Source organism: Actibacterium naphthalenivorans (assembly GCF_014196965.1).
Taxonomy (GTDB): Bacteria; Pseudomonadota; Alphaproteobacteria; order Rhodobacterales; family Rhodobacteraceae; genus Actibacterium_A; species Actibacterium_A naphthalenivorans.
Window position 1 is genome coordinate 761,013 of the sequence record NZ_JACIEQ010000001.1, and the last position, 24,685, is coordinate 785,697.

General features: G+C 65.4%; 31 protein-coding genes. 19 read left to right on the top strand and 12 right to left on the bottom strand.

The window, feature by feature from the left end:
- Positions 1–29 precede the first annotated feature (29 nt).
- Positions 30–947: a choline ABC transporter substrate-binding protein gene (gene choX / locus GGR17_RS03685; RefSeq protein WP_054538043.1), complete on the bottom strand. Its 918-nt coding sequence runs from the start codon at positions 945–947 to the stop codon at positions 30–32.
- A 78-nt stretch (positions 948–1,025) separates the two neighbouring features.
- Between choX and betI the strand changes: the two genes are divergently transcribed.
- The 4 genes from betI to betA are packed head-to-tail and all read left to right on the top strand — an operon-like array spanning position 1,026 to position 6,313.
- A complete protein-coding gene (gene betI / locus GGR17_RS03690) occupies positions 1,026–1,613 on the top strand; it encodes a transcriptional regulator BetI (protein WP_052071423.1) in 588 nt (195 codons plus the stop codon).
- Positions 1,610–3,118 (top strand): choline-sulfatase, encoded by a 1,509-nt coding sequence (gene betC, locus GGR17_RS03695; protein WP_054538042.1) that lies wholly within the window; start codon positions 1,610–1,612, stop codon positions 3,116–3,118. Before betI ends, betC begins: the two co-directional genes overlap by 4 nt.
- 33 nt (positions 3,119–3,151) lie before the next feature.
- Positions 3,152–4,609, top strand: a complete 1,458-nt coding sequence (gene betB / locus GGR17_RS03700) for a betaine-aldehyde dehydrogenase (protein ID WP_054538041.1) — start codon at positions 3,152–3,154, stop codon at positions 4,607–4,609.
- Between the two features lie 45 nt (positions 4,610–4,654).
- Positions 4,655–6,313 (top strand): choline dehydrogenase, encoded by a 1,659-nt coding sequence (gene betA, locus GGR17_RS03705; RefSeq protein ID WP_054538040.1) that lies wholly within the window; start codon positions 4,655–4,657, stop codon positions 6,311–6,313.
- A gap of 24 nt (positions 6,314–6,337) precedes the next feature.
- Here the strand turns inward: betA and GGR17_RS03710 are convergent, their stop codons facing one another.
- A complete protein-coding gene (locus GGR17_RS03710; protein ID WP_157445505.1) occupies positions 6,338–7,660 on the bottom strand; it encodes an aminotransferase class III-fold pyridoxal phosphate-dependent enzyme in 1,323 nt (440 codons plus the stop codon).
- A 164-nt stretch (positions 7,661–7,824) separates the two neighbouring features.
- Here GGR17_RS03710 and GGR17_RS03715 point away from each other — a divergent pair, with 164 nt between their 5' ends.
- On the top strand, positions 7,825–8,574 hold the full coding sequence (locus tag GGR17_RS03715) for an SDR family oxidoreductase (protein ID WP_054538039.1): 750 nt from the start codon (positions 7,825–7,827) through the stop codon (positions 8,572–8,574).
- On the opposite strand, the gene GGR17_RS03720 is transcribed toward GGR17_RS03715, so the two are convergent.
- Positions 8,559–10,046, bottom strand: a complete 1,488-nt coding sequence (locus GGR17_RS03720) for an aminotransferase-like domain-containing protein (protein WP_054538038.1) — start codon at positions 10,044–10,046, stop codon at positions 8,559–8,561. The genes GGR17_RS03715 and GGR17_RS03720 overlap by 16 nt on opposite strands.
- A gap of 268 nt (positions 10,047–10,314) precedes the next feature.
- Here GGR17_RS03720 and GGR17_RS03725 point away from each other — a divergent pair, with 268 nt between their 5' ends.
- The 8 genes from GGR17_RS03725 (at position 10,315) to GGR17_RS03760 (ending at position 17,959) form a co-directional block, all read left to right on the top strand.
- The gene (locus GGR17_RS03725; protein ID WP_054540305.1) at positions 10,315–11,457 is read left to right on the top strand and encodes a substrate-binding domain-containing protein; all 1,143 of its coding nucleotides are present in this window, start codon (positions 10,315–10,317) and stop codon (positions 11,455–11,457) included.
- Positions 11,458–11,569: 112 nt separating this feature from the next.
- Entirely contained in the window at positions 11,570–12,664 is a 1,095-nt protein-coding gene (locus GGR17_RS03730; RefSeq protein WP_054538037.1) for an ABC transporter ATP-binding protein, read from the top strand.
- A 3-nt stretch (positions 12,665–12,667) separates the two neighbouring features.
- Positions 12,668–13,591 carry an ABC transporter permease gene (locus tag GGR17_RS03735; protein ID WP_054538036.1) on the top strand — a complete coding sequence of 308 codons (924 nt, stop codon included), beginning with the start codon at positions 12,668–12,670 and terminating at the stop codon, positions 13,589–13,591.
- A complete protein-coding gene (locus tag GGR17_RS03740; RefSeq protein WP_054538035.1) occupies positions 13,588–14,808 on the top strand; it encodes an ABC transporter permease in 1,221 nt (406 codons plus the stop codon). The genes GGR17_RS03735 and GGR17_RS03740 overlap by 4 nt, the downstream gene beginning before the upstream one ends.
- A gap of 38 nt (positions 14,809–14,846) precedes the next feature.
- Positions 14,847–16,244 carry an ethanolamine ammonia-lyase subunit EutB gene (locus GGR17_RS03745; RefSeq protein WP_054538034.1) on the top strand — a complete coding sequence of 466 codons (1,398 nt, stop codon included), beginning with the start codon at positions 14,847–14,849 and terminating at the stop codon, positions 16,242–16,244.
- Positions 16,241–16,987 carry an ethanolamine ammonia-lyase subunit EutC gene (gene eutC, locus GGR17_RS03750; RefSeq protein ID WP_054538033.1) on the top strand — a complete coding sequence of 249 codons (747 nt, stop codon included), beginning with the start codon at positions 16,241–16,243 and terminating at the stop codon, positions 16,985–16,987. Before GGR17_RS03745 ends, eutC begins: the two co-directional genes overlap by 4 nt.
- Before the next feature lie 43 nt (positions 16,988–17,030).
- Positions 17,031–17,609 (top strand): DUF4334 domain-containing protein, encoded by a 579-nt coding sequence (locus tag GGR17_RS03755; protein ID WP_054538032.1) that lies wholly within the window; start codon positions 17,031–17,033, stop codon positions 17,607–17,609.
- Positions 17,610–17,683: 74 nt separating this feature from the next.
- A complete protein-coding gene (locus GGR17_RS03760) occupies positions 17,684–17,959 on the top strand; it encodes a hypothetical protein (protein WP_052071250.1) in 276 nt (91 codons plus the stop codon).
- Between the two features lie 11 nt (positions 17,960–17,970).
- Here the strand turns inward: GGR17_RS03760 and GGR17_RS03765 are convergent, their stop codons facing one another.
- Positions 17,971–18,462 carry a cytochrome b gene (locus GGR17_RS03765; RefSeq protein ID WP_054538031.1) on the bottom strand — a complete coding sequence of 164 codons (492 nt, stop codon included), beginning with the start codon at positions 18,460–18,462 and terminating at the stop codon, positions 17,971–17,973.
- A 177-nt stretch (positions 18,463–18,639) separates the two neighbouring features.
- Between GGR17_RS03765 and GGR17_RS03770 the strand changes: the two genes are divergently transcribed.
- Entirely contained in the window at positions 18,640–19,011 is a 372-nt protein-coding gene (locus tag GGR17_RS03770) for a hypothetical protein (RefSeq protein WP_054538030.1), read from the top strand.
- Here the strand turns inward: GGR17_RS03770 and GGR17_RS03775 are convergent.
- Entirely contained in the window at positions 19,008–19,568 is a 561-nt protein-coding gene (locus tag GGR17_RS03775; protein ID WP_054538029.1) for a PhnA domain-containing protein, read from the bottom strand. The genes GGR17_RS03770 and GGR17_RS03775 overlap by 4 nt on opposite strands.
- A 138-nt stretch (positions 19,569–19,706) precedes the next feature.
- Between GGR17_RS03775 and GGR17_RS03780 the strand changes: the two genes are divergently transcribed.
- Complete coding sequence (locus tag GGR17_RS03780) at positions 19,707–19,844, top strand: entericidin A/B family lipoprotein (protein WP_081940086.1); 138 nt, start codon at positions 19,707–19,709, stop codon at positions 19,842–19,844.
- Between the two features lie 60 nt (positions 19,845–19,904).
- On the top strand, positions 19,905–20,042 hold the full coding sequence (locus GGR17_RS03785; protein ID WP_037205149.1) for an entericidin A/B family lipoprotein: 138 nt from the start codon (positions 19,905–19,907) through the stop codon (positions 20,040–20,042).
- A 30-nt stretch (positions 20,043–20,072) separates the two neighbouring features.
- Here the strand turns inward: GGR17_RS03785 and GGR17_RS03790 are convergent, their stop codons facing one another.
- From GGR17_RS03790 to GGR17_RS03805, 4 genes are all read right to left on the bottom strand, one after another.
- Entirely contained in the window at positions 20,073–20,507 is a 435-nt protein-coding gene (locus GGR17_RS03790; protein WP_054538028.1) for a DsrE family protein, read from the bottom strand.
- A gap of 102 nt (positions 20,508–20,609) precedes the next feature.
- The gene (locus tag GGR17_RS03795; protein ID WP_054538027.1) at positions 20,610–20,864 is read right to left on the bottom strand and encodes a DUF6455 family protein; all 255 of its coding nucleotides are present in this window, start codon (positions 20,862–20,864) and stop codon (positions 20,610–20,612) included.
- Positions 20,865–20,867: 3 nt separating this feature from the next.
- Entirely contained in the window at positions 20,868–21,125 is a 258-nt protein-coding gene (locus tag GGR17_RS03800; protein WP_054538026.1) for a DUF6455 family protein, read from the bottom strand.
- An 81-nt stretch (positions 21,126–21,206) separates the two neighbouring features.
- Positions 21,207–21,896, bottom strand: a complete 690-nt coding sequence (locus GGR17_RS03805; protein WP_054538025.1) for a M48 family metalloprotease — start codon at positions 21,894–21,896, stop codon at positions 21,207–21,209.
- A gap of 163 nt (positions 21,897–22,059) precedes the next feature.
- On the opposite strand from GGR17_RS03805, the gene GGR17_RS03810 reads away from it, so the two are divergent.
- Positions 22,060–22,299, top strand: coding sequence for a hypothetical protein (locus tag GGR17_RS03810; RefSeq protein WP_054538024.1), 240 nt, complete (start codon positions 22,060–22,062; stop codon positions 22,297–22,299).
- Between the two features lie 3 nt (positions 22,300–22,302).
- Here the strand turns inward: GGR17_RS03810 and GGR17_RS03815 are convergent, their stop codons facing one another.
- On the bottom strand, positions 22,303–22,563 hold the full coding sequence (locus tag GGR17_RS03815) for a DUF167 domain-containing protein (protein ID WP_054540304.1): 261 nt from the start codon (positions 22,561–22,563) through the stop codon (positions 22,303–22,305).
- Positions 22,564–22,734: 171 nt separating this feature from the next.
- On the opposite strand from GGR17_RS03815, the gene GGR17_RS03820 reads away from it, so the two are divergent.
- Both GGR17_RS03820 and GGR17_RS03825 read left to right on the top strand, forming a co-directional pair.
- Positions 22,735–23,313, top strand: coding sequence for a nitroreductase family protein (locus GGR17_RS03820; RefSeq protein WP_054538023.1), 579 nt, complete (start codon positions 22,735–22,737; stop codon positions 23,311–23,313).
- The gene (locus tag GGR17_RS03825) at positions 23,310–24,050 is read left to right on the top strand and encodes an EI24 domain-containing protein (RefSeq protein ID WP_054538022.1); all 741 of its coding nucleotides are present in this window, start codon (positions 23,310–23,312) and stop codon (positions 24,048–24,050) included. Before GGR17_RS03820 ends, GGR17_RS03825 begins: the two co-directional genes overlap by 4 nt.
- Here the strand turns inward: GGR17_RS03825 and GGR17_RS03830 are convergent.
- Together GGR17_RS03830 and mce are read right to left on the bottom strand one after the other, a co-directional pair.
- A complete protein-coding gene (locus GGR17_RS03830) occupies positions 23,965–24,258 on the bottom strand; it encodes a DUF1467 family protein (protein WP_054538021.1) in 294 nt (97 codons plus the stop codon). The genes GGR17_RS03825 and GGR17_RS03830 overlap by 86 nt on opposite strands.
- Positions 24,258–24,662: a methylmalonyl-CoA epimerase gene (mce, locus tag GGR17_RS03835; protein ID WP_054538020.1), complete on the bottom strand. Its 405-nt coding sequence runs from the start codon at positions 24,660–24,662 to the stop codon at positions 24,258–24,260. Before mce ends, GGR17_RS03830 begins: the two co-directional genes overlap by 1 nt.
- Positions 24,663–24,685: the final 23 nt, after the last annotated feature.

Below are 24,685 nucleotides of genomic sequence, written 5' to 3' on the forward strand. Positions count from 1 at the left end.
TCCGCCGGACAAGCGGCGGGTGCGCCGGGTTAGAGGCCGAACGCGGCTTTCACGGCCGTCAGGCCCTCGCCACCATCCAGCGTCGTCACCCCGTCGAGCCAGCCGTCGAGAACGGCGGGATTGGCCTTCATCCAGGCCATGGTCGCGTCATCCGCCTCTTCGCCGTCGTTCAGGATCGCGCCCATGATCTCGTTTTCCATCGGCAGGCTGAATTCCAGATTGGTCAGAAGCTTGCCGACATTCGGGCATTCGGCGACATATCCCTTGCGCGTGACCGTGTGCACAACGCCCGCCCCGCCAAAGAACTCTTCGCCGCCGGTCAGGTATTTCAGCGGAAAGCTCGCGTTCATCGGGTGCGGCTCCCAACCCAGGAACACGACATCCTCGTTCTTGGCAACGGCGCGGCCGACCTGGGCCAGCATCCCCTGTTCGGAGCTTTCGACAACCTCGAACCCCTCGAGGCCGAACTTGTTCTCTTCGATCAGGCTGACAAGATAGGCGTTGCCCTCGTTGCCCGGCTCGATGCCATAGATCTTTTCATCCAGCGAGTCGCCGAACTTGGCGATATCGGCATAGTCCTTCAGGCCCGCCTCATAGGTATAGGCCGGCACGGCAAGGGTGTATTTGGTGCCCTCGAGGTTCACCGCCACGGCCTCGATCTCTCCGCTGTCGATATAGGGGCCGATCGCGCCGGCCTGCGCGGGCATCCAGTTGCCGAGGAAAACATCCACATCGTCGCTTTCCAGCGAGGCAAAGGTCACCGGCACCGACAGAACCTTGACATCGACATCATAGCCCAGCGCCTCGAGCACCTGTTTGGTGGCCGATGTGGTCGTGGTTATGTCGGTCCAGCCGACGTCGGAAAAGACGACGGTGCCGCAATCCGCCATCGCCTGACCCGCGACAAACAAAAGTGCCGCAGCAGATACGGTTGATTTGTACGTCATTTCTGGCTCCCTGTTATTTTGATTGACGGGTTAATTAAGTCTACACTACGCCAGACGGCAACAGGAAACGAGGACTTTATGCCCAGGATCGGGATGGAACCCATACGCAAGAGCGCCTTGGTCGAGGCGACGATCGCCGAGATCGGCCGCACCGGATCGCTTGATGTGACCGTCAGCCAGATCGCGCGGCGCGCGGGCATGTCCAGCGCCCTTGCGCATCACTATTTCGGCAGCAAAGACAACATCTTCCTTGCCGCCATGCGCCATATCCTCACGCTCTACGCGGCAGAGGTGCGCGGCGCGATGTCGATGGCCGACACGCCCCGCGCCAGCGTCGAGGCGATCATCAGGGCAAGCTTCTCGCCGATCAATTTCCGGGCTGAGGTCGTGAGCGCATGGCTAAATTTTTACGTCCTTGCCCAAACATCAGGCGATGCCGGGCGCTTGCTCCGGGTCTATCAGCGGCGGCTGAGATCGAATCTGGTGTTTCACCTGCGCCCGCTGGCCGGTGCGCAGGCCCCCGCCATCGCACAGGGGCTGGCCGCCATGATCGACGGTCTCTACATCCGTCAGGCGCTGCGCGACGAAGCGCTCGATCCGCAGGCGACCGAAGGTTATGTGATCGACTATCTCGACATGTCGCTTCGGCTGAAGGGGGGCGCATGACCCGGCCCAACATCCTCATCGTAATGGTCGATCAACTGGCCGGCACCCTGTTTCCCGACGGCCCGGCAGAGTTTCTTCACGTGCCGAACCTCAGGGCGCTGGCCGCCCGTTCGACCCGGTTCGCCAATTGCTATACCGCCTCGCCGCTCTGCGCGCCCGGAAGGGCGAGCTTCATGTCGGGGCAACTGCCCAGCCGGACGCGGGTCTATGACAATGCCGCCGAATTCGCGTCTGACATCCCGACCTATGCCCACCACCTGCGCCGCGCGGGCTATCAGACCTGCCTGTCGGGCAAGATGCATTTCGTCGGCCCCGATCAGCTGCACGGGTTCGAGGAACGGCTGACCACCGATGTCTACCCGGCCGATTTCGGCTGGACCCCGGACTATCGCAAACCGGGTGAGCGCATCGACTGGTGGTATCACAACATGGGTTCCGTCACCGGCGCCGGGGTGGCGGAAATCACCAATCAGATGGAATATGACGACGAGGTCGCCTTTCACGCGACCCGCAAGATCCATGATCTGGCCCGCGGGCACGATCCACGGCCCTGGGCGCTGACGGTCAGCTTCACCCACCCGCATGATCCTTATGTCGCGCGCCGGAAATACTGGGATCTCTATGCGGATTGCGAACACCTTCTGCCGCAGGTGCCCGCCATGGCCTATGCCGATCACGACCCCCACGCCCGGCGCATCTTCGACGCGAACGACTGGCGCAGTTTCGACATTTCCGAGCAGGACATCCGCCGCTCCCGCCGCGCCTATTTCGCCAATATCTCCTACCTCGACGACAAGATCGGCGAGATACTGGACGCGCTGGCGGCGACGCGGCAGGAGGCGATCGTGGTGTTCGCGTCCGACCACGGCGACATGCTGGGCGAACGCGGGCTGTGGTTCAAGATGTGCTTCTACGAAGGCGCGGCGCGGGTTCCGATGATGATCGCTGCCCCGTCGATGGCGCCGGGCCTTGTGCAAACCCCGGTCTCCAACCTCGATGTGGCCCCCACGCTCTGCGATCTGGCCGGCGTCCCGATGGACGAGGTGATGCCCTGGACAGATGGCGAAAGCCTTGTGCCGCTGGGCCGGGGCGGGCGCCGCGACACCCCGGTGGCGATGGAATATGCCGCCGAAGGCTCCTATGCGCCGCTGGTGTCGCTGCGCTATGGCCGGTGGAAATACAACCGCTGCCTGCTGGACCCGGATCAACTGTTCGATCTGGCGGCGGACCCGCACGAGTTGACGAACCTGGCGGATGATCCGGCCCATCAGGGCACCCTGCACAGCCTGCGCGCGAAATCCGAGGCGCGCTGGGATCTGGCCGCTTTCGATGCCGCCGTGCGCGAAAGCCAGGCCCGCCGCTGGGTGGTGTACGAGGCCCTGCGCAAGGGCGGTTACTATCCGTGGGATTACCAGCCGCTTCAGAAAGCATCCGAGCGCTACATGCGCAACCACATGGACCTGAACCAGGTCGAAGAGAACCAGCGCTTTCCCCGCGGGGAATAGCCAGACCCCAAACCGCCGGAGGCACAGAACCCCGTGACCCTACGCTGCCAACCGACCGCAAGCCATTTCGTGAACGGCACCCCTTTCGAGGATGAGGCCGGCGCCCCGTTCGACGTGATCTACCCCGCCACCGGCGAGGTGATCGCCCGGCTGCATTCGGCCACGCCCGCCGTGATCCGCGCCGCGCTGGAAAGTGCCCGCGCCGCGCAGGCCGCCTGGGCCGCGCGCACCGGCACCGAACGCGGCCGGGTGCTGCGCCGCGCGGCCGACATCATACGTGTGCGCAATCGCGAACTGAGCATTCTAGAGACCTTCGACACCGGCAAACCGCTGCAGGAAACGCTGGTCGCGGATGCCACCAGCGGCGCCGACGCGCTCGAATATTTCGGCGGGCTGGCCGGAAGCCTCACGGGCGAACATATCCCGCTCGGCGCCGACTTTGTTTATACGGTGCGCGAACCGCTGGGGGTTTGCGTCGGGATCGGGGCGTGGAACTACCCCACGCAGATTGCCTGCTGGAAGGCCGCGCCGGCGCTGGCCTGCGGCAATGCGATGGTGTTCAAACCCTCTGAGACGACCCCGCTTTGCGCGCTCTGGATCGCCGAGATCCTGATCGAGGCCGGGGCGCCCGCCGGGCTGTTCAACGTGGTGCAGGGGCTGGGCGATGTCGGCGCAGCGCTGGCCACCGATCCCGGTGTCGACAAGGTGTCGCTGACAGGATCTGTGCCGACCGGGCGCAAGGTTTACGCCGCCGCAGCCGCCGGGCTGAAACATGTGACGATGGAGCTGGGCGGAAAATCCCCCCTGATCGTCTTTGACGACGCCGATCTGGACGATGCCGTCGGCGGCGCGATTCTGGGGAACTTCTATTCCTCGGGGCAGGTCTGTTCCAACGGCACGCGGGTTTTCGTGCACCGCCGGATCAAGGAGGCGTTCCTGAACCGGCTGACCGAACGGCTGGCCGATGCGGTGATCGGTGACCCGATGGACGAGGCCACCAGCTTCGGCCCCATGGTCAGCGCCCGTCAGATGGAGATCGTGAAAGGCTTCATCGCCAGCGGCACCGGCGAAGGCGCACGGCTGATTACCGGCGGGCGCCAGATCGACAGACCGGGGTATTTTCTGGAGCCCACCGTCTTTGCCGATGTCACCGACGACATGACCATCGCCCGCGAAGAGATTTTCGGGCCGGTGATGTCGGTGCTGGATTTCGAGGAGGAGGACGAGGTGATCGCCCGCGCCAATGACACCGTCTATGGGCTGTCGGCCGGGGTGTTCACCCGCGATCTGACCCGCGCCCACCGGGTGATCGGGCGGCTGCAGGCGGGAAGCTGCTGGATCAACACCTACAACCTCGCCCCGGTCGAGGCCCCGTTCGGCGGCGTCAAGCAATCGGGCGTGGGGCGCGAAAACTCCAGGGCAGCGATAGAGCACTATTCGCAGCTCAAATCCGTCTATGTCGCGATGGGCAAGGTCGACGCGCCGTTCTGATCGGGCGGGGCACCGGCGGGCGACGGGCAAGGAAAAGGGCAGGACATGGAAGCGGATTTCATCATCGTCGGGGCCGGCAGCGCGGGCTGCGCCATGGCCTACCGGCTGTCGGAAGCGGGCGCATCGGTGCTGGTGATCGAGCATGGCGGCAGCGATGCCGGCCCGTTCATTCAGATGCCGGCCGCCCTGTCCTATCCGATGAACATGCCGCTTTACGACTGGGGCTATCGTTCGGAGCCGGAACCGCATCTGGGCGGCCGCCGCCTGGCCACGCCGCGCGGCAAGGTGATCGGCGGATCATCCTCGATCAACGGCATGGTCTATGTACGGGGGCACGCGCGCGATTTTGATCATTGGGCCGAAAGCGGCGCCGAGGGCTGGGCCTATGCCGATGTGCTGCCCTATTTCAAACGGATGGAAAACTGGCATTCGGGCGGGCATGGTGGCGACGCGGCCTGGCGCGGCACCGACGGGCCGCTGCATGTCACGCGCGGGCCGCGCGACAACCCGCTGCACCGGGCATTCGTCGAGGCCGGGCGGCAAGCCGGATACCAACTGACCGATGACTACAACGGCGCCCGGCAGGAAGGCTTTGGCCCGATGGAACAGACGGTCTGGAAAGGCCGCCGCTGGTCTGCCGCCAATGCCTATCTGCGCCCGGCGCTGCGACGTGAAAACTGTGGCCTCGTGCGCGCTTTCGCCCGCAAGGTGGTGATCGAGGAGGGCCGCGCCACCGGCGTCGAGGTGGCACGCGGCAGCGGCATCGAGACCATCCACGCCCGGCGCGAGGTCATCCTTGCCGCGTCATCGCTGAATTCGCCGAAACTGCTGATGCTGTCGGGCATCGGCCCCGCCGCGCATCTGGCCGAGCACGGGATCGGCATCGTGGCCGACCGTGCCGGCGTCGGGCAGAACCTGCAGGATCATCTGGAGCTTTACATCCAGATGGCCTCCAAACAGCCGGTGACGCTGTATAAACACTGGAACATCCTGTCCAAGGCGCTGATCGGGGCGCAATGGCTGCTGTCGAAGCGGGGGCTGGGCGCGTCGAACCAGTTTGAAAGCGCGGCCTTCATCCGCTCGCGGCCCGGCGTCGAATATCCCGACATCCAGTATCACTTCCTGCCGATCGCGGTGCGCTATGATGGCAAGGCCGCCGCCGAGGGGCACGGGTTTCAGGCCCATGTCGGCCCGATGCGCTCGGCCAGCCGTGGCGCGGTGACCCTGCGCTCGGCCGATCCGGGAGAGGACCCGTGCATCCGCTTCAACTACATGTCCGATCCGCAGGATTGGGCGGATTTCCGCACCTGCATCCGCCTGACCCGCGAGATTTTCGCGCAAGAGGCTTTCCGCCCCTATGTGCGCGATGAAATTCAGCCCGGCGCCGGGGCGCAGACCGACGAAGAGCTCAACGCCTTCATCCGCGACCACGCCGAAAGCGCCTATCACCCCTGCGGCACCGCCCGGATGGGGCGGCGGGACGATCCGATGGCCGTGGTCGACAACCAGGCCCGCGTGATCGGGGTGGATGCGCTGCGGCTTGCCGACAGTTCGGTGTTTCCGCGCATCACCAACGGCAACCTGAACGCACCCTCGGTAATGGTAGGCGAAAAGGCGGCCGACCATATTCTTGGCCGCCGCCCCCTTGCACCGTTGAACGATGCGCCCTGGGTACCTCCAGACTGGCAGACGCGGCAGCGCTGAGGATGCTCCGGCGCGCGCTGCCGGTCAGAACGCCTGCCCCAGCACGCCGCGCAGGATATCGGCCATCTGCCCGATTTCGCTTTCGCTGGCAACAAAGGCGGGCGCGAGGATCAGCGCGTCGCCCGTGGCCTTCACATGCAGGCCCGCGTCGAACAGCCTGCGCTGCACCGCCATGCCTTTCGCACCCGGCTGATCGCCCGGTGCAAGCTGCACCCCCGCCACCATGCCATAGCCGCGCAGATCACTGACCTGCGGCAGGTTGCGCAGGCCAAACACCGCATCCAGAAACACCGGCGACAGCGCCCTGGACCGCTCGAACAGGCCGTCGTCGCGATAGATGTTCAACGCCGCCAGCGCCGCAGCACAGGCCACCGGATGCGCCGAATAGGTATAGCCGTGCATGAGCTCCGGCCGATCCGCGCCCTCGGCGGCGGCGAACACCGCATCCTGAATCTCGGTTTTCACGCCCACGGCACTCATCGGAACGGCGCCGTTGGTCAGGGCCTTGGCCATGGTGATGATGTCGGGCGTGACCCCGAATTCCTGCGCGGCAAAGGCCGATCCGGTGCGCCCGAAGCCGGTGATCACCTCGTCGAACACGAGCAGGATGCCATGCCGGTCGGCAATCTCGCGCAGCCGTGCCAGATAGCCCTTGGGCGGCACGATGGTGCCGATCGAGCCGGCGATCGGTTCCACGAACACCGCCGCGATTGTTTCAGGCCCGTAGGTCTTGCAGATCTCTTCCAGATCGTCGGCCAGATGCGCGCCGTCATCGGGCTGGCCCCGGGTAAAGCGCTGATCCTCGCTCCAGGTGTGGCGCATGTGCACGACGTCGCAGGTGGCGCCCGAAAAGTCGCGCCGGTTCCCGACCATCCCGGCCAGGGCGGTGCCGCCTAGGTTGACGCCGTGATAGGCCCAGGCGCGCGAAACGAAGCGGGTGCGCTGGCCCTGCCCCCTGGCCCGGTGATAGGCCAGCGCGATCTTCATGGCGCTGTCCACGGCCTCGGACCCGGACGCGCCGAAGAACACACGGTCGATCCCCTCGGGCAGCAGCGCGGCCAGCCGCTCGGCCAGTTCGAACGAAACCGGCGCGGCGCGCTGGAAATGCGGCGTGTAGTCCAGCTCCATCAACTGGCGGCTGACGGCCTCGGCGATTTCCGGGCGCCCGTGGCCCGCCGCACTGCAAAACAGGCCCGACGAGCCATCCAGCAGTTCATCGCCTTCGGGCGTCCAGTAACGCACACCCTTGGCCTTCGCGAAAACCTGCGGGTTCTGCCGGAACGCGCGATTGTTGGTAAAGGGCAGCCAGTGGTGATCCATCGCCATCGCCTGCGTGTTCATGTTCATGGCGCGCAACTCCTATAAAGCGGTGATTGCAGGCTAGCCAAATCAGACCCCGAAGGATTAGAGCCACAGCATATAAACCTAGGTGCCAATGCCGGCGTCGGGGTTGCATTGCCCCGCGCCCCGGCGTTCAACTTGGCGCGTTAAAGCAGCAGAAAGGCCCAGACATGACCCGAACCGTTTTGATCACCGGCGCCACCGCCGGTTTCGGCGCAGCGACCAGCCGCCGTTTCGTCGCCGAAGGCTGGAAAGTGGTCGGCACCGGGCGCCGGGCCGAGCGGCTGCGGGAACTGGCCGACGAGCTGGGCAACAGCTTTCACGGCGCGGCCTTCGACATCACCGACGAAGCCGGCACACGCGCCGCGCTGGCCGCGCTGCCCGACGATTTCGCCGGGATCGACGTTCTGGTGAACAATGCCGGCCTCGCACTCGGCACCGCGCCCGCCCCGAACACCAGCCTGTCGGACTGGAAACGGATGATCGACACCAATATCACCGGGCTGGTCACGATTACCGATCTGATGCTGCCCGGCCTGATCGAGCGCAAGGGGATGATCGTCAACCTGTCGTCGGTCGCGGCGCATTACCCCTATCCGGGCGGCAATGTCTATGGCGGGACGAAAGCGTTCCTGCGGCAATTCTCGCTTGGTCTGCGGTCGGATCTGCACGGCACCGGGGTGCGCGTCACCTCGATCGAGCCGGGCCTGTGCGAAAGCGAATTCACGCTGGTCCGCACCAAGGGCGATCAGGCGGCCCATGATGCGCTGTATGGTGGTGCCAACCCGATTCAGCCGCAGGATATCGCCAACACCATCTACTGGGTCGCCAGCCAGCCGCCGCATGTGAATATCAACAGCCTGGAGGTGATGCCCGTCAGCCAAAGCTGGGCGCCGTTCCAGATCTACCGTGGCGGCTGAGCCCGCTCCTGGGCGATCACCTGCCCGAGCAGCGTGATACCCTCTGCGATCTTGCGCGCCTCGATCGCGCCGAACCCCAGCCGCAGGCGGTTTTTCGGCGCGTTCGTACCGTGGTAATGCACATCCCCGGCCTCGACCAGCAGGCCCTGCTGTTCGGCCCGGCGCTGCACCGCGCGCGCGCTGACGCCCTCGGGCAGCGCCAGCCAGATGCCGGAGCCGCCGGTCGTCATGGTGACCGCGCAATCGGGCAGCTGGCGGTCAAGCTCGCGCATCATCAGCTTCCACCTGGCGGCAAGCTCTTTGCGGTGGCGCCGGATATGGGTGTCGTAATGCCCTTCGGCCAGAAACAGCGCCATCGCCCGCTGCGCCAGCGCCGAGGGGTGGCGGTACATCAGCCGCCGCAGCGCCCGAAGCTCGCGGATCACCGGGGCGGCGGCGGCGACAAAGCCCAGCCGCAGCCCCGGAAACAGCGGCTTGGTCAGGCTGCCGATGTGGATGACCCGCCCCGACACATCCAGGCTTTTCAGCGTCGGGTGCTGGGCACCGATGAAGTTCAGCTCATGTTCGTAATCATCCTCGATGATCAGAAAGTCGTCGCGCCGGGCGGCTTCCAGCAAGGCAAGGCGGCGCTCCATACTCATGGTGACGTTGGTGGGGGCCTGATGCCCCGGCGTGACATAGACCAGCGCAGCGCCTGAAAAATCGCCCATGCGCATGCCGTTGCTGTCCACCGCATGCGGCACGAGCTGCCCGCCCTGCGCGGCAAAGATGTTGCGCGCGTCCACATAGCACGGATCTTCCAGATGCACCTGCGCGCCGGGCCTGCAAAACAGCCCCCCGGCCAGAAACAGCGCGTTCTGCGCCCCCACTGTTACCAGCAATTCCTCGGGGCCCGCGCGAAACCCGCGATGCGGCAGCATGCGGCGCTGGATCTGTTCGATCAGCATCGGGTCGTCGCCATCCACCAGATCGCCGACCCAGGCATGGGCATGCCGGCGCGTGCCCGCCATCCGCACGCAATCGCGCCAGCGCGCGATCGAGGTTTCGTCCGCCGCGACCTGACCGTAGATGAACGGATAGGCATAACCCTTCCAGTCGCCCCGCTTGACGATATTGGGCTGGCGCGAATAGCGGCCGGTCATATGTGCGGTGAAATCAACCGCTTCCACCGGCTCACCCGGCCGGACCAGACCACCTACATCGACATTCAGCTTGTCGCGCAGAACGCTTTCGTCGACGAAATAACCCCGGCGGTTGACGGTGCGGATATAACCGTCCTGCGCCAGCCGCTCATAGACCAGCATCACCGTGTTGCGCGACACGCCGATCTGCTCGGACAGCACGCGGGTTGCCGGCAGCGGATCATAGGGCGACACCTTGCCGGCAAGGATCGCCTCTATCAGGCGTTCCTGTATCTGCTGCTGCAGGGTCTGATCCGCGCGGAACGGCGTTTCGAATATGCGCTCTAGCATGCGATGCCCGCTTCCTTCCTGGATTTCACGGCAAGGCACAGCGTGGTGCCAAAGACATAGGCACTCCAATACCGTCATCGCGCGAAAACCGCCCTGGCACCATAGTTTTCACTATCTGGCTCTAAGCTCTCAGCAAAACCCTATCCTAACCTTTTTGCAAGCGCAGAAACTGTGGGCGATCGCTCTTGCCCCTCTGCTTTCGGATCGTCGCGAAGTGCCGGTCCTGCGCCCAAAAAACGAGTTACGAATAAATCCAATGGGGAACTTCATGACCACACCTTCCAAAACGCTCCGCAACCTGAACCGGCGGCGCTTTCTGCAAAGCTCGGCGGCTGTCACCGCCGGCCTTGCCGCACCCGCGATCGTCAGCCGACAGGCGCTGGCCTCGTCGGGCGAGATCAACATCATGATGTGGTCCGACTATCTGCCGCCCAGCTTTGTCGAGGCGTTCGAGGGCAGCACCGGCATCAAGATCAACTTCACCGGCATCGGCTCGAACGAAGAGATCATCAACAAGCTGAAGGCCACCGGCGGCGAAGGGTTCGACATCGTGTCGCCCACCGTGAACCGCAACCTGCTCTGGGCCGAACTGGGCCTGCTGCAGCCCTTCGACATGAGCAAGATCGCCATCGAAAAGGTCAACCCGGCGATGGCGCTGGGCGATGCCCACTGGAATTTCGACGGCAAGGGCAGCCACTGGGTGCCGCATATCTGGGGCACCGAAGGCGTGGCGTGGCGCACCGATCTGTTCACCCCGGCGGGCGAGTTCCCCTCCTACTACGACATCTGGGATGACGCGAATGCCGGCAAGACCATGGGCCGCGGCCATTCCATGCTGCTGGGCCTCGGCCTGGGGCTGGAGCGGATCGGCGAGCTGGAGCCGGGTTCGATGTGGGCGGCCTATACCACCCCCGAAAAGATGACCGAGGTCTGGACCAAGGTCGTCGATCACGCCATCGCCAAGAAGGGCAACATCAAGCTGATCTGGAACGACGCCGACACCCAGAAGAACGGGCTGCTGAACGAAGGCGTCATCGTGGGCCAGACATGGGATGGCCCGCCGATCGCGCTGAAAACCGCAGGCGAGCCGGTGATGTACCGCGCGCCGGTCGAAGGGGCGATGGCCTGGGTCGACGGCATGGCGCTGCCCACCGGCGCCAAGAACATCGAGCAGGTCTACGCCTTCATCGACGCCTGCTATAACCCCGAATGGGCCGGCACGGCGATCCAGACCCATGGCTATAACAGCCCGGTGCTGGGCGCCGATGCCTTTGGCGGCGAGATCTACGCCCAGAACTTCGCCGATGCCTACCCCGGCGAGGCACTGGCCAACCTGAACGCCTGGCCGGCCGAAGGGCCGTGGTATTCCGAGATGCGCACGGAATTCACCAACAAGTTCCTGTCGGCCTGACACGGGCAAACCGGGCCTCGCGCCCGGCCACGGGCGGGGGACCACCCCCGCCCTTTTCCTTTCCCGAGCCGCCGCCCCCGGCGCGGCCCTTCCCAGCGGACCCAAGCCCGACATGCGCAACAGAACCGTCCTTCTCGATCACGTCTCCATCCGCTTTGGCGATTTCACCGCCGTGGACAATGCCAACCTCAAGATCGACAGTGGCGAGTTCTTTTCGTTCCTCGGCCCGTCGGGTTGCGGCAAGACCACGCTGTTGCGCTGCATCTCGGGGTTTTCCGATCCGACCGAAGGCAAGGTGCTGATCGGCGGCAAGGACATGAAGGGCGTCGGCCCCAACAAGCGGCCCACGGCGCTGATCTTTCAGCATCTGGCGCTGTTCCCGCTGATGAGCGTGGCAGAAAACATCGCCTTCCCGCTGGAGGTACGCGGCGCATCCAAAAAAGACCGCCGCAAGCGGGCAGATGAATTGCTGGACATGATCGCGCTGCCCGGCATCGGCGACAAGAAAGTGTCGGAACTGTCGGGCGGGCAGAAACAGCGCGTGGCCATCGCCCGCGCCTTGGCGGTGGAGCCCGACATCCTGTTGCTGGACGAACCGCTCTCGGCGCTGGACCTGAAACTGCGCCAGCACATGCGCGCCGAGCTGCGCGCGATTCAGCAGCGCGTCGGCGTCACCTTCATCTATATCACCCATGATCAGGGCGAGGCGCTGACGATGTCGGACCGCGTGGCGGTGATGAACAGCGGCGTGATCGAACAGGTCGGCGCGCCGAATGTGATCTACAACGCCCCGCGCACGGCCTTCGTCGCGTCCTTCGTCGGCGAAAACAACGCCATCTCCGGCAAGGTCGCGGGCCAGACCGAAGGGATGGTCACGCTGAACACGCCCGTCGGCCCGGTCAGCGGCCGCGCCGCGGGCGGGCGCAAGTACAAGCCGGGCGAGCAATGCAGCCTGTTCATCCGCCCCGAGCAGTTGACCCTGACCGGCGAGGCCGGGCCGAACACGATCAGCGCCACGTTGCGCAGCCAGGCGTTCGAAGGCGCCAGCACCCATCTGCTTGCCGATTGTGCCGGCACCCGTCTGCGGCTGAGCCAGATCAACACCGGGGCTGCGGCGGCGCCGCTTGCCCCCGGCGCCGCGCTGACGCTGGCCTTTGCCCCGGAGCATGCCACCGTGCTGCCCGCCGGTCCGATGGCATCGGAATAACCCATGGGAAATTTTCGCACCGCGTTCAACAGCTTTGCAGGCCGCCACGGCATGGGCGTGGCCCTGTTCGTGGCCATCGCCGTTGCCGCCTGGGTGATCTTGCTGATCGTCCTGCCGCAGCTTTCGATGCTGGATTATTCGTTCCGTCACAACCTTCCGGCCAGTCAGATCGGCGGACCGGATGACACCTATACGCTGGAAAACTATCGCTATTTCATGTTCGGCAATGACGACGGGCTGAACACGCTCGATATCGGCATCCTGCTGCGCACGCTGATCGCGGCGGTATTCGTGACCATTCTGGACGTGATGATCTGCTATCCTATCGCCTTCATCCTTGCGCATTCGGCCAGCGGGGTATCGGCGCGGCTGATGGTGATCGGGCTGATCATTCCGTTCTGGGTCAACGAGATCCTGCGCGCCTTTGCCTTCCGGGTGCTGTTCGGGGCGACCGGGCTGATCAATTCGGTCGGGCTGGGCATGGGGCTGTGGGATGCGCCGGTCGATTTCATCCGGGCCGATGTCGCGCTCTATTCGGGCCTCGCCTATGCCTATATCCTGCTGATGATCTTCCCGATCTACAACGCCGTCGAGGCGCTGGACCGCGCCCAGATCGAGGCCGCGCGCGACATGGGCGCGCCCTGGTGGCGGGTGCATTGGCGGATCGTGCTGCCGATTGCCAAGCCCGGTATCGCCTCGGGCGCGACGATGGTGTTCATGCTGACCTCGGGCGCGCTGGCCGCGCCGCAAATCCTGGGCGGGCCCAGCAGCCTGTGGTTCACGCAGGTGATCTATCAGTGGTTCAACCAGTCGTCGAACTGGCAGCGCGGATCGGCCTATGCGGTCATCCTTTTGCTGGTCTGCATCGCCTTCGTGACGCTGATGATGCGCGTCTTCAAGGTTTCGGTCGGGGAGATCGGCAAATGAACCCGCGCGGATCGGTCTTCAGCGCGGCCTATGCGCTGGCCTTCTTCACCTTCCTGTTCGGCCCGCTGATCATTATGGTGATCACCGCCTTCAACTCGTCGCGCTTTCCGCGGGTCACGCCGTGGGAATGTTTCACCACCGGCTGGTTCAACGTGCTGATCACCAATGACCGGCTGATGAGCGGGCTGCTGTCGAGCCTGTTCATCGGCATCGGCGTGATCGTGGTGGCGGTGCCCGTGGGGCTGGCCGGCGCGCTGGCCCTGTCGGAGCTGAGCGCGCGGCTGCGCGCGACGCTGTACACCGTGCTGATCGTGCCGATCCTGATCCCCGGCGTGGTGCTGGGCATTTCGACAATCGTGTTCTGGGGGCAGATCGGGCGCACGCTGGGCGGCCCGGCGCAGGCGTTTTTCTACAACGGCTATTTTCTGACGATCGCCGGTCAGGTCACCTTTATCTCGGCCTATGCGATGCTGGTCTTCATCGCGCGGCTGCAACGGTTCGACGCCACCCAGACCGAGGCCGCGCTGGATCTCGGCGCCAGCCCCGGGCAGGCGTTCCGCAAGATCCTGCTGCCGTTTCTGGCCCCCGCGATCGGATCGGCGGCTTTCATCACGCTGCTGGCGTCGTTCGAGAATTACAACACCACCGTCTTCACCATCCTGTCGGGCAACACCTTTACCACCGCGCTGGCCTCGAAAGTGCGGCACGGCACCGATCCGTCGCTTTCGGCGCTGGCGGTGATCATCATCTCGATCACCCTGATCGGCGCGCTGACGCATGAGGCGTATATCCGGCGCAAAACGCTGCTGGACAGCGGCAAGGCAGAGCAATCGGCGATTTTCGGCAACCCGGTGCTGCGGCTGCTGACCCACCCGGGCGCGGTGCTCGCGCTTTTGCTCTGCATCGCCGGCGGGCTGGTCTGGCTGGGCAGCAAGCATGACAGTTCGGTCTGCGAAGCCGGCATTCTGGAAGAAAAACGCGCCATCCAGCGCCAGCTTCAGGAAGAGCAGCGCAGCCGGATCGACGCACAGAAAAAGGCCGGCGGCCAGACGCAAACCCCGGCGGAAGGCGGGGCCGGGAACCCATCGCCCTTCGGCGGGGCGTTCACCGGCGGGCTTGCGCCGGAGAGCGCGGCGCCAGAACCGGCGGCGCCCAGCAATCCGTCGCCCTTCGGCGGGGCCTTCAACCCCGGCACCCTTGCGCCCGCGCCCGAATGATGGCCCGATAGGCGGCAGGCGCAGCACGGAGAAACGGCATGGCGTATCGGATCACGCTGGAACAGACGCGGTTCGTATTTCCCGATCTGAAAACACTGATGGCCCGGGCCACCCCGCAGCGCAGCGGGGATGAGCTGGCAGGGATTGCCGCCAGCGGCCCGGTCGAACGGCTGGCGGCGCAGATGGCGCTGGCCGACCTGCCACTGTCAGAGTTCCTGCGCCACGACCTGATGCAGGTCGATGACGACGAGGTAACCGCGCTGATCGCCGCCCGCCATGATGCGCGCGCCTTCGCGCCGATTGCGTCGATGACGGTGGGCGAATTCCGCGAATGGCTGCTTGACCCTGCGGTGCAGCACGATCAACTTCAGGCCCTGACATGGGGGCTGACCCCTGAAATGGTGGCGGCCGTGTCCAAGATCATGCGGCTGCAGGATCTGATCGCGGTTGCCGCCAAGCGCCAGGTCGTCACCCGGTTTCGCAACACGATCGGCCTGCGCGGGCGGCTTTCGACACGTAACCAGCCGAACCATCCCACCGATGACAGCCTCGGCATCGCGATTTCGGCGGTGGACGGGCTGATGATGGGATCGGGCGACGCAGTGATCGGGGTGAACCCGGCGACCGACACGGTGGCCGATTACATCCGCATCGTGCAGTTGCTCGATGACATCCGCAACCATCTGGAGATCCCGACCCAAAGCTGTTGCCTGGGCCATGTGACCGTCGCGCTGAAGGCGATCGAGGCCGGCGCCCCCGCCGATCTGATCTTCCAGTCCGTCGCCGGCTCGGCCAAGGCCAACACCGGCTTCGGCATCGATCTGGCGCTCCTGCGCGAGGCGCAGGAAGCCGGGCTTTCGCTGAAGCGCGGCACGCTGGGCGACAACGTGATGTATTTCGAAACCGGCCAGGGCGCGGCCCTGTCGGCAGAGGCGCATTACGGCACCGATCAGCAAACGATGGAGGCGCGCGCCTATGCGGTGGCGCGTGAATTCCGCCCGCTTCTGGTCAATACCGTCGTGGGGTTCATCGGGCCGGAATACCTGTTCAACGGCAAGCAGATCATCCGCGCCGGGCTGGAAGACCATTTCTGCGGCAAGTTGCTGGGCCTGCCGATGGGGGTCGATGTCTGCTACACCAACCATGCCGACGCGGATCAGGAAGACATGGACACGCTGCTGACCCTGCTTTGCGCGGCGGGGGTGAATTTCGTGATCACCGTGCCGGGGGCCGATGACATCATGCTGAACTATCAGTCACTGTCGCATCATGACGCGATCTTCGCGCGTGAAACGCTGGGCCGCCCGCCCGCGCCGGAATTCGCCACCTGGCTGGAAACGGTGGGACTGACGGCGGCGGACGGCACGTTGCGCGCGGCATCCCCGGCGCTGACCGAGCGGCTGTCGGGCACCGGGCTGCTGGAGGCCGCGCCATGACCCGCGCCCCCGCTGCCCCGCCGCTGAAATCGCTCGCCGCGCTGACACAGGCCCGCGTGGCGCTGGGGCGCGCGGGCGCGGGGCAGCCCACGCGCGCCGCTCAGGCCTTTGCGCTTGATCACGCCCGCGCGCGCGAGGCGGTCTGGTCGGCCATGGAGTGCGACACGCTGGAGCGCGCGCTGCAGGATGTGCGCACGATCCGCCTGCACAGCGCGGCGGCGGACCGGGCCGAATACCTGCGCCGGCCGGATCTGGGGCGCAGGCTCGGGCCGGGCGCTGCGGCGGCGCTGGCCGGGGCGGGTGGCGCGGATGTCGCCATCGTGGTCGCCGACGGGCTGTCGGCCACCGCCGTCAACCTGAACGCGGCGCCGGTGGTGCGCGCCCTGCTGGCCCGGCTGGCGCAGACGCGGCTGACCGCCGGGCCGGTGATCCTGGCCGAGCAGGCGCGGGTCGCCCTGGGCGACGCGGCGGCCACGGCGCTAGGCGCGCGCGCCGTTGTCGTGCTGATCGGCGAACGGCCGGGCCTGTCTTCGGCCGACAGCCTTGGCGCCTATGTCACCTGGGCCCCTGCGCCGGGCACGCCGGATTCGCGGCGCAACTGCGTATCGAACATCCGCGACGGCGGGCTGCCGCCCGACGCCGCCGCCGCGCAGATCGCGGCGCTGCTGTCGGACATGCGCCGCACGGGTCAGAGCGGCGTGGCGCTGAAGGATCTCGTGGCGCGGGCGCCGGAGATCGAATAAACTGCAAGGATCGACAGCCGCCGGCAGAACAGGAACGCAAGAGATGAACGCTGTTGAAGCCGGCAAGGTCGAAACGCTGACCGCGCTGGAGGCCGGAACGACGGCCGAAGCCGCGATGGCGTTTTTCGACAGCCTGCAGCCGGTGGCGCTCGGCACGATGATCGGATCGTGGCGCGGATCGGGCCTGCCGACCGGCCATCCGCTGGACGGGCTGCTGGAACGCGCCAACTGGCATGGCAAACGATTTGACAGCCCGGAAGATGTGCATCCGCTGGTATTTTCAGGCGGCGGCACGCAGCTTTATTCAGTGAACCCCGCCAGGGTGCCAATGGGGCTGATCGCCAGCCATCCCGGCCTTTTCAACAGCCGGCTCGCCGCGTGCCTGTTTCCGACGCTGCGCAGCTTTCTGCGCACCCGAAAACCTGCGGCGCGGCTGCGGATGACCGAATATCGCGGCGTGACAAGCGCGACGATGCTCTATGACGCGCTGCCGATCAACGATATCTTCCGCAAGATCGACGACGACACGCTGCTCTGCCTGATGGATATGCGCGGGGCGCAGGCGCCGTTCTTCTTCGTGCTGCGCAGGGAAACGGGTGTGGATCAGGCCGCGCGCGATTGATCCGCATCAATCGGGATCTGGCCGGCTGGTGATAGGCTGCCACCCAGGCATCAAGGCCTGGGAGGAAACACAGCGTGATCAACCTGAATGACATCGAAGACATGTGCACCCTGACGCGCGAAGAGATCGCGGCGATCGCGGAACATGAGCACGTGCCGGAATTCGACGCCACGATGCTTGCGGAATATCTGATGCATCTGCCCAAGGGCCCGCAAACCGTGAACCGGATGATCTGTGATGATGCGCGCGCGGCGCTTCACGCGGGCAACCTGACGCACGCGCGAGAGCTGTTCACGGTGCTGCAACACTTTATCGCGGACCACCCCGAGGCGATCCGCGGCGCGCAATAGCTGCGATCCCGTCAGGCTTCGGGTTGTTTCATCCGCATCATGACGTTCGTTTTCAGAACGAACTGATGATAGAGCGCGGCGACCACATGGATCAGGAACAGCGCCAGCAGCAGGATGCGCAGCGCGCTGTGAACGCCGGCGGCGGCATCGACACGGCCGAACCACGCAAGCGCGCCCGTGATCGGCATCACGATCATGAGCGCATAAAAGCTCCAATGGATGACAGCGGCAGCCATCTTCAGCGCCGGATGTTCCTCTTCCGGCGGCACCGGCGCGCCCCGCTGCATCCGCACGACAAGCCGCCACAGCGCCAGTACAAGCACCAGCAATCCGCCGAACACGTGGCTGGCGATCAGCGGGCTGAAGTCGACGGTTCCGCCCTCTTCCAGCAGCTCCCATGCGGCGACGATCGACTCGTGCAGCAGATATTGCAGAATGATCAGCGCGGCGATGATCCAATGCAGGCGGATTTGAAGGCGGGAATAGCCGGTGGGGCTGGGCATGCGGGGTTCCTCTTCCAGATGACGTGGCGCGGTTCACCCCTATTGTACGCCGCGGCGGCGGGGTTCCGTCACGAAAACTCGCCAGGCGGGAAATATGCCGCAGCGCGGCACAGGGCATTGACAGCCGCGCTGGCAGCGGGTGACGCTGGGGCATTCATTTCCCGATCGAGGTATATCATGTTCCCCTACCCCACATTTCCCCCCTACCCCGACTGGAGCAGCCATTTCTGCGCCCCGTTTTCCGGCGATGTGATCCAGAACATCGAACCGCGCGTCTTTTCCCCGGACATCGCCGGCGACGCAGAGATGGAAGAGCGCATTCACATGAACGTCGCCAGCTACGGCAAGCAGCTCGGCAAGATCCTCGAGGCGCTCGAGGTGCTGTCAGAGGCGACCGGCACCCCCCTGCCCGCCATCACCGATCTGATCGCCCGGGTCGAGGCCGAAAAGGCCGAATGCCGCGGCACCATCCGTGCCCAGGCCGAAGCGGCGCTGGCGCGGCTGAAACAGGTCGATCCCGGCGCCTGGCAGCAGGTCAGGGGCGGTTAGCGCTTTTTCACGAACTCGGTCAGAATGACAATCCGCTGGCCTTCGACGCGGCCTTCGATCTGCCCGGCGTTATCGGGCACCAGTGCGATGCCGCGCACGGCCGTGCCGCGCTTGGCGGTAAAGCCCGCGCCCTTGACCGGCAGATCCTTGATCAGCGTCACGGTATCGCCGGCGGCCAGCACGGTTCCGTTGCTGTCGCGATGCGCCACGGCGGCCACCGCCGCCCCGGCCTCGGCCCAGGTGCGGGTGTCATCCTCAAGATAGAGCATATCGGAAAGGTCGCGCGCCCAGGCGTGGTCTTTCAGCCGGTCGAGCATCCGCCAGGCCAACACCTGCACCGGCGCGTGCTCTGACCACATCGAGGCGCCCAGGCAGCGCCAGTGGTCCGGCTCCGGCGTTCCCGCGATCTGTTCGCGGCAGGTCTGGCACAGCCAGGCGGCCATGTCGGCGCTGCCGTCAGCGTCGGGGCCGACGGCGCAATCCTCCAGCCCGTCGGTGCCGCCGCACAGCTCACAGACGCCGCCGCTGCGGGCGATCAAGGTATCCTGAATGGTCATGCTGGTTCCGGTCTGTTGTGTGCCGCCGGGATAGCCGGTTTGGCCCACGCTGGCGACCGCTTATTGCACCTGCCGGAACAGTGGCGGCGGGCCGCGCGCCGCGCTATCACTCGGCGCATGATGAAACAGGAGAGACCGATGGCCCGCATCATTCTGACATTCGCTGCCCTTGCCGCCCTGACCGCCTGCGCGACGGTCGAAGGGGTTGGCAAAGACCTTGAAACCGCAGGGAAAACCATCTCCAGCGAAGCGCGTGAGGCACAGGCGGGCATGTAGCGCGGGAACCATTCGCGGCGCGGCGCGTTGGGCCGGCGACACTCAACAACGGAGACTGAAATGACCCGCATCCTTCTGACCATCGCCGCCCTTGTGACCCTGACCGCCTGTGAAACCATCGACGGCGCCGGACAGGATATCGAAAACGCCGGCGAAGCGATTTCTTCGGAGGCACAACAGACGCAGGCCGAGATGTAATCGGCCCGCGCCACGCCTGGGGCGGTGCCGTCAGAAGGACCAGACGACCGTGTCTTCGCCCAGCATGGCCCCGGCCATTGCCGGCGGCGCCGCAACGCCCACACCCTCAATCAGCACGTCGGGCGAGGCCCCCTTCCCGGGCAGATAGATCGCGCAGACATTTGCTTTCGCGCCGTTTTTGATCGCCGCCTGCAACAGGCCCTGCGGGCTCATTCCCTTGGGCGGCTGGCCCGCGGTGGCGCTTTCGGGCGCCGCTTTCAGGGCGATGTCGCCGCCTGGGCCGCACAACAGAATCTGCACGTCACGCCCCGTCTGCACCGCCTGCATGGTCAGCACCATGCTCATGAGCTGGGTCTGGGCATCGGGCGAGGTGACAACAGTGACCAACTTGTCGGCCTCTTCGGCCAGGGCCGGTGTCGCCAAAAGGGCGAGCGCCGCGAAAGCGGCCTTTACGGTCTTCATCATGGGATGTCCTTCCATGGGGGAAATTGCCACGCGTTCCATGAGGGAAGGTAAAGATATATATAATATTATGAATACGTCGGAGTGTCGCAGCGAACCTGTGTTCTAGCTCTTCAGCTGCTCCAGCACGGGCGCGATCTCGCAAAAACGCGGCAGCCGGTCCGCCCCGGCGCTTTGCCGCCCCATCCAGCCCATGCAGCGCTGCGCCCGCCCGCAGGCACAGCAATGGGCGATCGTTTCGCCATAGGTATCCCGCGTCAACCTGCCGGATTTCAGCGCGGCGTTCAGGTTCACCCCGATGGTCCGCGCCATGCCCTGTGTCAGCCAGAAATGCCGCGAGAGTCTGCCACGGTCTTCCATGGCTCACCCCACGCGCAACGAATCCAGAAGATCCTTGTTCCGGCAATAGGCCGGCGCGGCATCCGCCCCGTCCACATGCTCGGCCAGGAAATCCCGGCACGCCCCGGCCTGCAGGCAACCGACGCAGCGCAGCACCGTGTTGCGCATCTGCTCGGGCCGCATGTGGCCGCGCTGCGCTTCTTCGGCCAGATCCACGCCAAGCGTATCGGCCATGCGCGTCACCAATTCCGCGTGCTCGTCAAGCTTCTTGAAACCAAACATAACTTCTCCTCTCCGAAATCCGCCACCGATTTCAGAAGAGCAGACAAGGCGCCGCCGCGCCTTGATGCGTGTCAAATTCCGCTAGAGCGTGGCCGCGACCTGCGCCACCTTCTGCTGACGCTGGCTGTTGGGCGGGTGAGAGCCCAGGAAACGGTCGCCGGGATCGGGGATGCGGGTGAAATAGCGCGCGCCCAGCACCGGGTCGTAGCCCGCCTTGTGCGCGATCACGGTGCCGAGCCCGTCGGCGTCCAGCTCCATGTCCTTGGAAAACACCCGGCTGCCCAGCGTCGCGCCAAGCCGCTGGGCGCTGTCCACGCCGGCCTGATCGGCGCCCGAAAGCGTGGCACCGGCGCCCAGAAGCAACGCCCCGACAAGCGAGGTCTGCTGCTGTTTGGGGATATGCCCCTCGATGTGATGGCCGGCCTCATGGCCCATGATGAAGGCAAGCTCATCGGGGTTCTGCGCATCGGCGATCAGCGCCAGCGTGAAGGTGATCACCGGCCGGCCCCGCGCGTCAAGGCTCTGATAGGCGTTGGCGGGCTGATCCCCGCGCCGGTCGACGACGATCTGGAAATCGCAATTCGTGCCCGCGGTGCGTGCGCGACATTCCGATTCGGCCACCGGCTCGACCCGCTCCACCACGCTTATGAAATTGCGGGCGGCGACGTCGGGGGCCAATCTGGCAACCGGCGGCGCGGTTGGCGTGCTGGGCGTGGTGGTGGTGACGCAGGCCGACAGGGCCAGAAAGATCAGCGGCAGGAAAAGGCGCATGGGGTGTCTCCGAAAGATCCGTATGGCAAGATAGGCGGTCCGCGCCCGAAGGCCAACCACCGCCCAAAGCCACGGGCAGACTTCTGCCCGGCCCAGCGCCCCGGCGCAACGGCAAAGCAATTGCGCTATTCCCTTCGCCCGGCCCACGCGCTAGCCTGCGGGCATGTTTACCATCGAACATGAATTCGACGCGACTGTCGTGACCCTTGTGGACGAAGGCCCCGGCCATCTGCAGGAAGACGTGACCATTCAGGCGTTCGAGGAATGCGTGACCATCGAGCAATACGATCCGCGCAGCGATGCGGTCATGAAGGTCACCCTGTCGATGGTGCAGCTGAACGAACTGGCCGCCGCGCTGGACCTGCCCGAAGGTGTCTATAAACTGTCGCCCGCGCAGGGCTGACGCTTACTCCAGCACCCGGAACAGCTTGTCGCGCGCGCTGTGCCCGCGCAGCAGCGCCAGCCGCGATTTCGGCACGCCCAGCGCCTTTGACAACAGCTTCACCACCGCCGCGTTGGCCTTGCCGCCCTCCGGCACCGTGGTGACATAGGCCCGCAACGCGCCTCCCTCCTCGAGCTTCAGCATATTGCGCGAAGCCTTGGGCGTCACGCGCAGCGTGATCTCGGTGCCGGGGGCGCCAAGGTGGCGCAAATCGGGGATGGTCACGCGGCGCTGCCTTTCCGGATGGTTTGTTCCGCAGCGCAGCATGGCCGGTTGCGCCCGCGTTGGCCACAGGCGCCGTGGCCGCATGCGTGCCAAAGCCCGGAGCTTCCTGTTTTCGGGTTGAATTACACGCCCGCAGCGCCGAAATCTGTTGCAACCAATACCGGAGTCCACATGCCCAATCCGAATCCCGCGGTGATGGAGTTTCTCCTCACCCGCCGCTCGCGCCCCGCGAAAACGCTGACGGCGCCGGTGCCTGACCGCAACGCGCTGATGCCGATCCTGACCGCCGCCGCGCGCACCCCCGATCATGGCAAGCTTGAACCCTGGCGCTTCATCGTGCTGGAACGGCCCGCGATGCAGCGGCTGGCGGCGCTGGTGGCTGATCGCGGCGCCGCGCTGGGGATGGCGCCCGAACAGGTGGAAAAGGCACGTCAGGCCTTTGCCGACGCCGGGCTGGCGGTGGCGGTGATCTCCTCGCCGAAACAGTCGGACAAGGTGCCGCAGATCGAACAGGTCTATTCCGCCGGCGCGGTCTGCCTGGCGCTTGTCAATGCGGCACTGGCCTCGGGCTGGGGCGCGAACTGGCTGAGCGGCTGGCCGGCCTACGATCCGGTCATCACCGAACAGGGGCTGGGGCTGGCCCCGGGCGAAAGCGTGGCCGGGTTCGTCCATATGGGCACCGAAACCGCACCGCCGCCCGAGCGTCCGCGCCCGGATGTCAACGCGCTGACCACCTGGGTCGGCGCATGATCCTTTCGGATTTCCTGAAAGCGCTGGCGCAGCTTTCCGATCCGCGTTTCCGCCGCGTGCTGTTTCTGGGGCTGGGCCTGACCGTGGCCCTGTTGATGGGCGTGACGCTGGTGTTCATCGCCCTGATCGGCTGGCTGGTGCCCGAAGGCATGGTGCTGCCCCTGATCGGCGAGGTTCACTGGCTGGGCGAGCTTTTGTCTTTCGCCACCGTGGGGCTTATGATCTTCCTGTCCACCTTCCTGATGGTGCCCGTCGCCTCGGCCTTCACCGGGCTGTTTCTGGATGACGTGGCCCAGGCGGTGGAAGACAGGCATTACCCGAACCTGCCCCCGGTACCGCGCATCGGTTGGTATGAAATCTTCCGCGACAGCGTCAACTTCTTCGGCGTGCTGATCGCCGTGAACCTTGTGGCGCTGGCGCTGTATTTCTTCGTCGGCCCGTTCACACCGGTGCTGTTCTGGGCGGTCAACGGCCTGCTGCTGGGGCGCGAGTATTTTCAGATGGTGGCGATGCGGCGGCTGGGCCGCAAGGGCGCCACGGCGCTGCGCAACCAATACTGGCTGCGGATCTGGCTGGCCGGAACGCTGATGGCTATTCCGCTATCGGTGCCGATCGTAAACCTGCTGGTGCCGGTTCTGGGCGCGGCCACCTTCACCCATCAGTTCCACCGGCTGCGGGCAAGGTCATCCGGTTCAGCGGATCCAGATCGCGGATGGAAATCACCCCCGACAGGATGATCCCCGCGATCACCGCCCACAGCACCACGGTGATCACCGTCACAAGCCTTGCCGTGCGCCCCGCCTTGAAATTCGCGGGCGCCCCGGCATGGGTGCCCGGCACCACATCGCCCTCGTCGCCCTGGGTTCGCAGGCGGATCGGCAGGATGATGAACAGCACCATGAACCAGATCACCGCGAACAGAACCAGGGCGGCGGTGATAGACATCAGACCTGCTCCAGCTCGATCAGGCAGCCATTGAAATCCTTGGGGTGCAGAAACAGCACCGGCTTGCCATGGGCGCCGATCTTCGGCTCTCCCGTGCCCAGCACGCGGGCGCCAGACGCCTTCAGCCTGTCACGCGCGGCCAGAATGTCATCCACCTCGTAACAGATGTGATGGATGCCGCCCGAGGGGTTCTTTTCCAGAAACCCCTTGATCGGGCTGTCTTCGCCCAGCGGATACAAAAGCTCTATCTTGGTGTTGGGCAGTTCGATGAAAACCACCGTCACGCCATGATCCGGCTCATCCTGCGGCGCGCCGACCTTTGCGCCCAGCGTGTTCGAATATTGCGCCGATGCGGCCTGCAGGTCCGGTACGGCGATGGCGACATGGTTCAGCCGGCCAATCATGGGCACACTCCTTTACCTCGGTT